This window comes from Ornithinibacillus gellani, assembly GCF_003730295.1.
GTDB classification, from domain to species: Bacteria; Bacillota; Bacilli; order Bacillales; family Amphibacillaceae; genus Ornithinibacillus_A; species Ornithinibacillus_A gellani.
Map to the genome: position 1 here is coordinate 73,193 of NZ_QTSZ01000007.1, position 12,098 is coordinate 85,290.

Here is a 12,098-nt window from a genome sequence, read left to right on the forward strand (position 1 = left end):
AGTTAGTTTAACCAAATGTACTTTATTTATATAACCCGCCAGCATGGGAATAAGAATTACAATAACAAGGAGGAACCTAACAGTGCGCGAAGATAAGTTTATTCAAGAGGGTTTAACATTTGATGATGTGCTGCTCATACCTGCGGAGTCCAATGTATTACCAAGAGAGGTCAATATCGAAACGGAATTATCGCCTACTCTAAAGTTAAAGGCGCCATTAATTAGTGCCGGAATGGATACTGTTACAGAAGCGGCAATGGCTATTGCTATGGCAAGACAGGGTGGTTTTGGTGTCATTCACAAAAACATGTCTGTAGAAGACCAAGCGGAGCAAGTGGATCGCGTAAAGCGTTCTGAAAGTGGCGTCATTACCAATCCATTTTTCCTAACGCCCGAGCATCAAGTATTTGATGCTGAGCATTTGATGGGAAAATATCGGATTTCCGGGGTTCCAATTGTTAATTCATTTAGTGAGCAGAAATTAGTCGGTATCTTAACGAACCGTGATTTACGTTTTATTCAAGACTATTCTATAAAAATTTCTGAAGTAATGACGAGTGAAAACCTTGTAACTGCACCAGTTGGCACAACATTGAAGGACGCAGAACAGCTTTTGCAACAGCATAAGATTGAAAAGCTGCCATTGGTGGATGATAACTTTATTTTAAAAGGACTTATTACCATCAAAGATATTGAAAAGGTCATCGAATTCCCCAATGCAGCGAAGGATGAACAAGGTCGTCTGCTAGTTGGTGCTGCAGTTGGTGTAACTGCTGATGCCATGGTTCGAATTGAAAAACTAGTTGATGCTGGTGTTGATGCGATTGTCATTGATACTGCACATGGCCATTCCAAAGGTGTATTGGAGCAGGTGGCACGTGTTCGGAAGGCATTTCCTGACTTGAATATTATTGCTGGTAACGTTGCTACTGCAGCTGCAACGGAAGCATTGATTGAAGCAGGAGCAACCATTGTAAAGGTTGGTATTGGTCCTGGTTCCATTTGTACAACCCGTGTCGTAGCTGGTGTTGGTGTGCCTCAAATTACTGCGATTCATGATTGCGCACGTGCGGCAGCACCACATGGTGTACCGATTATTGCCGATGGTGGAATTAAGTATTCAGGAGATGTTGCCAAAGCATTAGCTGCTGGTGCACATGTCGTGATGCTAGGCAGTATGTTTGCAGGTGTTTCCGAGAGTCCTGGTGAAAGAGAAATTTATCAGGGCAGACAGTATAAGGTTTATCGCGGAATGGGTTCTGTTGGTGCGATGAAAGCAGGCTCCAAGGATCGTTATTTTCAGGATACAGACGATGCGAAAAAATTGGTTCCAGAAGGTATTGAAGGTCGTGTAGCTTATAAAGGGCCACTCGCTGATACAGTACACCAGCTGCTTGGTGGCTTGCGTGCTGGAATGGGCTATTGTGGCGCAGCAAACCTGAAGGATCTTCGTGAACATGCACAATTAATTCGAATTACCAATGCTGGCTTACGTGAAAGTCATCCACATGATGTTCAAATTACGAAGGAAGCACCGAATTATTCTGTCCAATAAAATATAATTTTTTTAAAAAACATGTCTATATGCGCGCTGTGAATAGGCATATACCATTTGAGAAAATAGATAGAGAAAAATTCTTCTCTATCTATTCTTTTTTTATGGTAAAATAATGTGTGCAGCTTTGCATCCATATAAAAAAAATTGGGGGATGATGCATCGCTGTTTGACGAGAAAGTTTTTATATATAGTGGAGGTAAAGAAATGAAATATAAGCTAAAGAAAAGCATGGCACTGATGCTTGGTTTACTGGTCATGCTAGCAACTTTGTTTGGACAACCGATGTCATCACAGGCTAAATCTTTTGATTTGGAAGCAGAATCCGCCATTCTTGTAGATGCGGAAACAGGAAAGGTATTATTTGCCAAAAATCCGGACCTCGTTTTGCCACCTGCAAGTATGACAAAAATGATGACAGAATACCTCGTACAAGAGGCGATTGCAAATGGAGATATAGATTGGGATACAAAAACACAAATTAGCGATTATGCTTATAGTATCTCAGCAAACGCATATTTTTCCGGCGTAGGTTTACGTCAAAATAAAGATTATCAGGTAAAAGAATTGTATGAAGCGATGGCGATTAACTCTGATAATGCGACAACAATCGCGTTAGCTGAATTAATTGCTGGTACAGAAACAGACTTTGTGAAGCTGATGAATGCCAAGGCGGAGGAAATGGGATTAACGGATTATGAATTCGTGAACTCTACTGGCTTGGATAATGAATCACTTGGAGATATGCGACCAAAGGGTACAGATGAGAAAGCGACAAACCTATTATCTGCGCGTTCTACTGCATTATTGGCATACTATTTGGTAAATGATTATCCAGAAATCTTGGATATTTCCAGTATCCCGGAAATGGATTTTGATGGTCAGGAAATTCGTAACTGGAACTGGATGTTGCCGCATGATGCTTCATTCTTAAAACCATTTTTCTATGAGGGTGTAGATGGTTTGAAAACAGGCTTTACCGAGCTTGCTGGTAATAGCTTTACTGGAACAGCGGAACGGGATGGGAAGCGTCTGATTACTGTTGTAATGAAAACAGATTCCCGGGAAGCGCGCTTTGAAGAAACAGCTAAGCTATTGGACTTTGGTTTTGATCAATTTGAAGATAAAGAACTATTTCCTGCTGGCTATACATTGAAGAATAAATCAACTATCCCAGTTGTTAAAGGGAAAGAAAAATCAGTAGATATAGAGACAAAAGAAGCCTTCCAAATTCCAATTCTTAAAGGGGAAGAGGATCAATACAGCATTGATTATCATATCGATAAATCCTTATTGGATAAAGAAGGAAACCTTGTGGCACCAATCAAAAAGGGCAGTAAGGTTGGAACCGCTGAATTGGTTTATGAAGGTGATGATTTCGGTTATATTTTCGGTGGTAAAGATAAAAAAATCGAAGTGGACCTTGTTACGAAGCAAGATGTAGAAAAGAAAAATTGGTTTATGCTTACTTTAAGTGCGATTGGCGACTTTTTCAGTAATTTATTCACGTCCATTGTGGATATGGTAAAAGGTTGGTTTAGCTAAATCGTATCTGTTTTATTCAGAGGTTAAGATGCCTAAGTTCTATATGGGCTTAGCTTTTTACGATAGGTAACTTATACCTGAGACTAGATTGAATCATAACTTGGATGGGGGAAAAAGGATGAATCAGGAACATGTTAATCAAGTTTTAGCTGCAATTAAAAAAGGCGGCGTCATTATGGACGTTGTTAACGCGGAACAAGCAAAAATCGCAGAACAAGCGGGAGCCGTTGCGGTAATGGCGTTAGAGCGTGTTCCTTCAGATATCCGTAAAGCTGGCGGAGTAGCTCGAATGGCAGATCCAACCATTGTAGAAGAAGTCATTCAAGCGGTGTCTATTCCGGTAATGGCGAAAGTACGAATTGGTCATATTGTCGAGGCACGTGTATTGGAAGCGATGGATGTTGACTTTATTGATGAAAGTGAAGTACTGACACCAGCCGATGAAATCTTTCATTTGAAAAAATCCGATTTCACTGTACCATTCGTCTGCGGCTGCAGAAATATCGGTGAAGCAACACGTCGAATTGGGGAAGGTGCTTTGATGCTGCGGACAAAGGGTGAGCCGGGAACAGGTAATATTGTTGAAGCGGTTAGCCATATGCGCCAAGTACAGGCAGATATTCGCAAGCTGCTTGCCATGTCTGAGGATGAAGTGATGGTATTTGCTAAGGAAACAGGTTCACCTTATGAGGTGCTTTTACAAATTCGTAAAGAAGGACGTTTGCCTGTATCCAACTATGCTGCTGGCGGTGTTGCAACACCGAGTGATGCTGCATTGATGATGGAACTTGGAGCGGATGGTGTCTTTGTAGGCTCCGGTATTTTCAAATCAGAAAACCCAGAGAAGTTTGCGAAAGCAATTGTCGAAGCGACTGCAAATTATCAGGATTATGAGCTCATTGGCGAGCTTTCCAAAAACCTGGGCTCTGCAATGAAAGGTATTGATTTGAATACATTGACACCTCAAGAGCGTATGTCAGATCGCGGTGTATAAGTGATCTTCGTATGAAAAGCTTGCAATTGGACACGATATTGGCTATGATAGTTGATAATTAAGAATGGAAAAGTTTTGAAGGGAATTAGTAACAGTAATTCTTTCTGTAGAGAGTCGATGGCTGGTGAAAATCGATGCTGGAATGCTGTGAATCCATCCTGGAGCTGGTTTGTTAAATGGAGCCATCCGCTAAGCAAACCCGGTTAAACACCGTTACCAGTTGTAAGCCGGAAGAGATGTTCTCTTCAATCAGGGTGGCAACGCGGGAAGCATACTCTCGTCCCTATTTTTAGGGACGGGAGTTTTTTATATTTTTTTAAAAATATGATTGGTAGGAGGAAATAATCATGCTGGATATGAAATATTTACGAAATCATTTTGACGAGGTAAAGGCAAAGCTGTCCCATCGTGGAGAGGATTTATCCGAGCTGGATCATTTTGGCGAATTAGACGAAAAACGCCGTCAGCTCATTGTTGAAGCAGAAGCATTAAAAGCAAAGCGAAATGAAGCTTCTAAACAAATTTCTGTGTTGAAAAGAGAGAAAAAGGATGCAGAGCCAGCCATCAAGGAAATGCGTGCTGTCGGGGATCAAATCGCGACATTAGACCATGATTTGAAGGAAATAGAAGCGCAGTTAAACCATATCATGCTATCTATCCCAAATATCCCACATGAAAGTGTACCTGTCGGTGAGGATGAGGAGGATAATGTTGTTGTTCGTACATGGGGAGAAACACCGGAGTTTTCATTTGAAGCACAGCCGCATTGGGATGTTGCTGGTAATCTAGGCATTACTGATTTTGAAAGAGCTGCAAAGGTAACTGGCAGCCGCTTTGTATTTTATAAAGGGTTAGGCGCCAGATTAGAAAGAGCGCTCATTAACTTTATGATGGATTTGCATGCAGACGAACATGGTTATGTGGAAATGTTACCACCACAGATTGTCAATCGTGCAAGCCTAACTGGAACAGGACAGCTACCTAAATTTGAAGAAGATGTATTTAAGCTAGCAGATTGGGATTATTTTCTGATACCAACTGCTGAAGTACCGGTAACAAATTACCATCGTGATGAAATTTTACAAGAAGCTGATTTACCAAAGCGATATGCGGCATTCAGCGCGAACTTCCGCTCTGAGGCTGGCTCTGCTGGACGTGACACACGTGGACTCATTCGCCAGCATCAATTTCATAAAGTAGAGCTCGTACATTTTGTAAAGCCGGAAGACTCTTATGAGGCATTAGAAACTTTAACCGGTCATGCTGAAAAGGTATTACAATTGCTTGGTCTGCCGTATCAGGTATTAAGCATGTGTACAGGAGATTTAGGCTTTACAGCTGCAAAAAAATACGATATTGAAGTCTGGATACCAAGCCAGCAAACCTATCGTGAAATCTCTTCTTGCTCTAATTTTGAAGACTTTCAGGCACGTCGGGCAGGTATTCGCTTCCGCCGTGGCGCAAATGGCAAACCAGAATATGTTCATACCTTAAACGGCTCCGGCCTAGCTATTGGACGTACAGTCGCAGCCATCCTGGAAAACTATCAGCAGCAAGATGGATCTGTCGTCATCCCTGAAGCACTCCGACCATACATGGGTGGCAAAGACATCATTCGCTAAGCTGAAATGAGGATGAAATCGGCTGTTGCATATTTCTGCATCTGTTTAGGACGGAATCGCCGAGCCAACCGGGTCGCGCATGGAATGGCCGAAGTCGCGCGCCGTCAGGGTAAACTCGCGCATGGACCAGCTGAAGTCGCGCGTTAACGTGCCCAACTCGCGTGATGAACCCAGTCCAACCCTTATCGTCTGACAGGGGAAATTTTAAAGCATGTAGGAATCGGCGCGCCGATTCCAATATCTGTTCAAAACTCGCATGCCAAATGAAGCTGCTGGTCCCTCCACTAGCTGGAAGGATTTCGATGTTAAAAAAATATTTTAAAAAAAGATTTGACAAATACGAAAATCAGTTGTAATGTAGATAGCAATTCAAAAATTAAATTATATACTTCTTATTCAGAGAGGTGGAGGGACTTGGCCCGACGATACCTCGGCAGCGGACTTTTTATAAGTACTGTGCTAATTCCAACAAGCAAATGCTTGGTAAATAAGAAGAGTGCGCGGATAGAATGCAAATCTCTTCTTTTTACAGGAAGGGATTTTTCTTTTGGTCATATGAACAAAAATTTTAACGAAGTATCATAAACTTCGTATCAATCTCAAAAACAATTGCATATTGATTTACTTCTTATCCAGAGAGGTGGAGGGACTGGCCCAATGATACCTCGGCAACGGCTTTTTATAAAAGCAACGTGCCAATTCCAGCAAGCAATCGCTTGAAAGATAAGAAGAGGACGTAAGTGTATTCGTGTAATGCCTCTTCTTATCGTAATAGAAAGAAGGGGCATTTTTTTATTGCAAAGGAAAGGAATGATATAGATGATTACATTTGAAAATGTCACAAAGGTTTATCAAAGTCCGACGGCAGAGGTGAAGGCGCTGGATCAGGTTGATTTACATATCGAAAAGGGGGAAATCTATGGTGTGATTGGGTTCAGTGGAGCGGGTAAAAGTTCGTTAATCCGTTGTGTGAACCTATTGGAACGTCCCACTTCAGGAAAGGTTATTGTCAATTCTCAGGATTTATTGGCTTTATCACCGAAGGAATTACGGAAAGCAAAAAGCGATATTGGAATGATTTTTCAGCATTTTAATTTATTAAATTCAAAAACGGTCTTCACCAATGTTGCGATGCCGCTTCTATTGGCAAAAAAGCCCAAGGATGAAATTAAACAAAGGGTGCAGGAGCTGTTGGATTTCGTTGGATTGGCGGATAAGGCGGATAGCTATCCAGATCAGTTATCAGGTGGACAGAAGCAGCGGGTTGGTATAGCGAGGGCATTGGCTACGCAGCCTTCCATCCTGCTCTGTGATGAAGCCACATCCGCCCTGGATCCGGAAACGACAAATGCCATCTTACAGCTACTGAAAAAAATCAATGAACAATACGATATTACGATTCTAATCATTACCCATGAAATGAGCGTAATTCGGGAAATTTGCGATAAGGTTGCGGTGATTGATCACGGAAAGGTAGTGGAAGCTGGTACCGTGTTTGACGTATTTTCCCAGCCACAAACAAAGGTCGCTCGGAACTTTGTTAAAACTGTAATGCATGATGATATTCCAGATTCCATTTATCAGCTGCTTGAAACGCAGGATGAAGCCAACCGGATTTATCGAATCGTCTTCGTTGGGGAATCAGCGGGAGCCCCCCTCTTATCACAAATTGCCAAACATTATCCCGTAGAAATCAATGTTTTGTTTGGAAGTATTACTGAACTGCAGGGAACGCCATTTGGAAATTTAATCGTGCAGTTTAAAGGGGAAGATAAAGAAATTCAACGTGTCATCATGCATATCAACCAGCAAAAGGTTGCAGTGAAGGAGGTATTTGAACATGTTAGTTGAATGGCCACAAATTGTGGAAGCTTTATGGGAAACATTGATTATGGTTTCATTTTCCTTATTATTTTCGGTTGTGATTGGATTACCACTCGGAATTTTATTGGTCATTACGAGAAAGGGTCATTTATTGGAAAATACTTTTGTATTCAATGTGCTCAATGGTATTGTCAATATATTTCGATCTGTTCCATTCATCATCCTAATGGTTGCTGTCATTCCATTTACCCGGCTTGTCGTTGGTACATCCATTGGCACAGCAGCTGCAATTGTTCCAATGGTATTATACGCGGGTCCATATATTGCTAGATTAATAGAAAATTCGTTGTTGGAGGTAGACCCGGGTGTGATGGAGGCGGCACAGGCAATGGGAGCAACACCAAGACAAATTATTACCAAGTTTTTAATTCCAGAAGCACTCAGTTCATTGTTGCTCGGTTTAACGATTGCCACCATTGGCCTTGTTGGCGCATCTGCAATGGCTGGCGCAGTTGGTGGCGGAGGGCTTGGAGATTTAGCAATCACATTTGGCTATCAACGCTTTGATACCATCGTTCTGCTCATCACGGTAGGAATCTTAATCCTTATGGTACAGGGGCTTCAATCAGCGGGAAATATTTTATCTAAAAAAATTAGAAGAAGATAAAGGAGTGTTTTGGGATATGAAAAAGTTATTACTCGGTTTATTGATTGTTACAGTAGCATTGGTCGGGACAGCTTGCTCCAGCAGTAAGGCAGCTTCCAAGGTGAAAATTGGAATAAGTGGCTCGGATACTACAGTTTGGGATTATGTATCGAAGCAGGCGAAGGAAGAAGGCATAAATATTGAAATTGTCCGTTTCTCTGACTATGTTCAGCCGAATATGGCATTAGCAGCAGGAGAGATTGATGCCAATGCATTCCAGACAGTTTCTTATTTTGACGCTTTCATTAAGGAGCATGATTTGGACCTCGTTCCAATCGGGACAACGGTGATTGCACCAATGGGGCTATATTCTGAAAAACATGATGATGTATCAGATATTCCCGAGGGAGGAACCATCGCTTTAGCAAATGAGGCAACAAATATGGGCCGAGGATTACTACTATTGCAGGAAGCAGGTCTAATTCAATTGGAGGAAGGCTTTGATGGCAATGGTGCACTCGATAAGATTGTTGAAAATCCTAAAAATCTCAAATTTGAATTACTCGTTGCTGCACAAACCCCTCGTGTATTACCGGATGTAGATGCTTCTATTATTAATAACGGGATTGCGGTTGATGCAGGATTTAGTCCATTGGATGATGCTATTTTTCACGAGGATGAAACAGCGACGCCATATATTAATATCATCGCAACGCAGGCCAAGGACAAAGATGATGAGGTGTTAAATAAAATCGTTGATATTTATCAATCAGATGATGTGAAGGATTTTATCATTGAGGAATACAAAGGAAACTCTATTCCGACATTTGTACCCCTCAGCAATATCGGACATTAATTATAAATGAATAAAAATATAAGGGAGATGAAGGGTATGACAATAGTTGTAGACGGGTTGGAGCAAATTAAAAAGGAAATCATTGCGGATATTGAGCAAAAGCAGGAGAAGTACATTGCAATTAGTCATGATATTCATGACCATCCGGAGATCGGAAACCAGGAATATCGCGCAGCATCGCTGTTGACAAAAACATTGGCAGATGAAGGTTTTCATGTTGACAAAGGGGTAGCCGGACATGAAACAGCTTTTTTAGCCAGAAAAAAAGGTAAGAAACCTGGATTAACAATAGGCTTCTTAGCTGAATACGATGCGCTTCCGGAAATTGGTCATGCATGTGGGCATAATATCATTGGCACAACAAGTGTTGCAGCTGCAGTTGCATTAAGTCAGGTGATAGATGAAGTTGGCGGTGAGCTGGTTGTCCTTGGAACACCTGCAGAAGAGGGCGGACCGAATGGTAGTGCGAAAGGAAGCTTTGTAAAGGCAGGATTGGTAAAGGATATTGATGCGGCAATTATGGTGCACCCAGCTGCTGAAACGAGTCTGACAGGACCGAGCTTAGCCGTCGATCCACTCGATTTTGAATTCTTTGGAAAGCCAGCTCATGCATCTGCACATCCAGATAAAGGTATCAATGCATTGGACGGCGTGATCCAGCTTTTCAATGGAATTAATGCACTGCGTCAGCATCTTCCTTCTGATGTTCGTATTCACGGTATTATTACAGATGGCGGAGATGCGCCAAACATTGTTCCAGAATATGCAAAAGCAAGATTCTTCATCCGGGCAGCGACGAGAACGGTGCTAAATGAAACGTCGGAAAAAATAAAGAAGGTTGCAGAAGGCGCATCCTTAACAACAGGAGCAAGGGTAAAGATTTCTGCTTTTCAAAATGAAGTCGATAACTTTATCCAAAATGACCGATTTGATCAAGTATTTAAAGAGGTTATCGAAGGACTGGGAGAAACGGTAAGCACGAGAAAGAAAGAGGCTCTTGGCTCCACCGACTGCGGGAATATTAGTCAGGTGCTTCCAACCATTCACCCACATATCAAAATTGGACCAAGTGATTTAATCGGGCATACCGTGCCATTTCGGGAAGCTGCCCGATCCAAAAAAGGCGATGAAGCATTGATTACAGGGGCGAAAGGAATTGCATTAACCATTTTACAGCTTCTAACCAATGATGCTATTTATCAAGAAATTAGACAGGAATTTGAAGATAGAAAGCAAGCAGAATAATAGGTAAAAAGGACTTGGGACGCAAGATTTTCCCAAGTTCTTTTTTGGGGAAAAATAATTAACGATAAGGCTATAGTTTTTGTTGACACGGAAAATAAAATATTGTATATTATAAAATGTTGCTACGGAGGTATACCCAAGTCTGGCTGAAGGGATCGGTCTTGAAAACCGACAGGCGGGTCAAACCGCGCGGGGGTTCGAATCCCTCTACCTCCTCCATTTTTTAAAAGCGCATAATAATTGGAGATATAAAAACCGCTACGGCTTAGGCTGCAGCGGTTTTTAGTTTAAAAGGAGATATGCCCCTGGTTGTCTCAAGCGTTAGCAGTTTGTTGGGCATGTAATGTTTCAATCATGCCATAAAATGCGTAGTAAAAGGAATCTGGCGCAATCAGGCGGAAATGCCCAACCTCAGCAGTATCGAATTGAAATGTCGCTTCGAGTAGCCGATAGGTTGAATATGCATAGAAGCAAAAATAAGTGTAATCGAATTTAGGCATTTTTTCATGAATGACAGCAATCTCATCTTTGTACAAATCCATATTTCGATTGGCCTCTTCAATTAATGGCTGTAAATCTGATAAATCCACTTCAAGTAATAAATCATTTTTTTCCATGCGAATTTGAGCCACTTGTTTCATCCTTTCCATCCTCGGATATGTTTTCATCCCTACTATAGCTTAATTACGCACATGTTTCGGTGATGCATATCACACGGATGGAATGATTTAGGAGAGATCTTCTTGATCCATAAACGTTTTTAAAATGTTCATGGGAAGATGAATTTTTTCATTATTGATTTCCAAGATAGGACTATCCTCCACATGTTGGAGCTGTTTGATTTCATTAATTTCTTTATGGAGTTCTTCCATTCGATGATCCAGTTGATTTACGATTGCAGCGGTTTCCTGCAGCTCCTGCAATAAATGATCGGGTACGGCTTTATTATATTTATAAAATATTTTATGCTCCAGGCTCGCCCAGAAATCCATTGCAACCGTGCGAATCTGAATTTCTACAAAGACATTTTCTTCCCGATCAGACATAAATACTGGAACGGAAACGATTAGATGCAGACTTTGGTAACCATTTGGCTTTGGATTTTTTATATAATCCTTACAAGTAACGAGGGTTACGTCTTTTTGCTTTTGAATCATTTCACTTAGTCGATAAATATCGGAGACGAACGAGCATACAACTCGAAAACCGACAATATCATGGATATGATGTTTGACGGAATCCAGTGACATATTTAAATTTTTGCGATACATTTTTTGAATAATACTTTCGGGTGTTTTGATTCGTGATTTAATATGTTCAATTGGATTATAATCATGAAAATGCTGAAATTCTTCCTGTAAAATCATCAGCTTCGTATTCATTTCATCCAAGCCAAATTTATATGTCATCATAAATCGGGTCATTTCTTCTTTAAATTGTTTGATGCGCTGTAATTGGAGTTGATCCTGTTCTATTGCCATTGGTGAAACCTTCTTTCTTCCATTCTATATGTATATTATAAGTCAGCCCGTGAATAAAAAACTACTGAAAAACCGTTTCAGTCAGATGCTGGACTTAATAGGTGCTTGACAATTTGGAATATACAGCATATGATAACAAACAATATCTAAATCGATAGACGATGATAAGGCTAGTAGCAATCTATGCGACCGAAAAGAGATGGGGATTCACCGGCTGAAAGATTCCCTCGTGTACAGCAATTGTGAACCTACCTTGGAGTCATTGGCAAAACCAATCGCAGACAGCTGCGTTATCAATGAAAGTGGGCATCTTTCGGGATGTCAAATTAG

Annotated in this window: 10 protein-coding genes, 1 tRNA gene, 2 riboswitches and 1 other annotated feature; of the genes, 9 read left to right on the forward strand and 2 right to left on the reverse strand. The window is 41.1% G+C overall.

Annotation, left to right across the window (positions count from 1 at the left end; genetic code table 11):
- Positions 1-82 precede the first annotated feature (82 nt).
- The 9 genes from guaB to DX933_RS01820 all read left to right on the forward strand — a co-directional run bounded on the left by guaB (position 83) and on the right by DX933_RS01820 (position 10,506).
- Positions 83-1,555, forward strand: a complete 1,473-nt coding sequence (gene guaB, locus DX933_RS01780) for an IMP dehydrogenase (RefSeq protein WP_123314765.1) — start codon at positions 83-85, stop codon at positions 1,553-1,555.
- Positions 1,556-1,762: 207 nt separating this feature from the next.
- Positions 1,763-3,100 carry a serine hydrolase gene (locus tag DX933_RS01785; protein WP_123314766.1) on the forward strand — a complete coding sequence of 446 codons (1,338 nt, stop codon included), beginning with the start codon at positions 1,763-1,765 and terminating at the stop codon, positions 3,098-3,100.
- 118 nt (positions 3,101-3,218) lie between these two features.
- Complete coding sequence (gene pdxS, locus DX933_RS01790; RefSeq protein ID WP_123314767.1) at positions 3,219-4,094, forward strand: pyridoxal 5'-phosphate synthase lyase subunit PdxS; 876 nt, start codon at positions 3,219-3,221, stop codon at positions 4,092-4,094.
- A gap of 66 nt (positions 4,095-4,160) precedes the next feature.
- Positions 4,161-4,382, forward strand: a binding site (T-box leader).
- A 59-nt stretch (positions 4,383-4,441) separates the two neighbouring features.
- The gene (gene serS / locus DX933_RS01795) at positions 4,442-5,716 is read left to right on the forward strand and encodes a serine--tRNA ligase (protein ID WP_123314768.1); all 1,275 of its coding nucleotides are present in this window, start codon (positions 4,442-4,444) and stop codon (positions 5,714-5,716) included.
- A 389-nt stretch (positions 5,717-6,105) separates the two neighbouring features.
- Positions 6,106-6,210, forward strand: a riboswitch (SAM riboswitch).
- Between the two features lie 131 nt (positions 6,211-6,341).
- A riboswitch (SAM riboswitch) is annotated at positions 6,342-6,446 on the forward strand.
- 89 nt (positions 6,447-6,535) lie between these two features.
- On the forward strand, positions 6,536-7,567 hold the full coding sequence (locus DX933_RS01800; protein ID WP_123314769.1) for a methionine ABC transporter ATP-binding protein: 1,032 nt from the start codon (positions 6,536-6,538) through the stop codon (positions 7,565-7,567).
- Positions 7,557-8,207 (forward strand): methionine ABC transporter permease, encoded by a 651-nt coding sequence (locus DX933_RS01805; RefSeq protein ID WP_123314770.1) that lies wholly within the window; start codon positions 7,557-7,559, stop codon positions 8,205-8,207. The genes DX933_RS01800 and DX933_RS01805 overlap by 11 nt, the downstream gene beginning before the upstream one ends.
- Before the next feature lie 16 nt (positions 8,208-8,223).
- Positions 8,224-9,042, forward strand: coding sequence for a MetQ/NlpA family ABC transporter substrate-binding protein (locus DX933_RS01810; protein ID WP_123314771.1), 819 nt, complete (start codon positions 8,224-8,226; stop codon positions 9,040-9,042).
- Positions 9,043-9,078: 36 nt separating this feature from the next.
- Positions 9,079-10,287 (forward strand): M20 family metallopeptidase, encoded by a 1,209-nt coding sequence (locus tag DX933_RS01815; protein ID WP_123314772.1) that lies wholly within the window; start codon positions 9,079-9,081, stop codon positions 10,285-10,287.
- A gap of 126 nt (positions 10,288-10,413) precedes the next feature.
- Positions 10,414-10,506 (forward strand) — tRNA-Ser (locus tag DX933_RS01820).
- Between the two features lie 95 nt (positions 10,507-10,601).
- Here the strand turns inward: DX933_RS01820 and DX933_RS01825 are convergent.
- The gene (locus DX933_RS01825) at positions 10,602-10,928 is read right to left on the reverse strand and encodes a hypothetical protein (RefSeq protein WP_123314773.1); all 327 of its coding nucleotides are present in this window, start codon (positions 10,926-10,928) and stop codon (positions 10,602-10,604) included.
- An 87-nt stretch (positions 10,929-11,015) separates the two neighbouring features.
- Positions 11,016-11,768: a GTP pyrophosphokinase gene (locus tag DX933_RS01830; RefSeq protein WP_123314774.1), complete on the reverse strand. Its 753-nt coding sequence runs from the start codon at positions 11,766-11,768 to the stop codon at positions 11,016-11,018.
- Positions 11,769-12,098 lie beyond the last annotated feature (330 nt).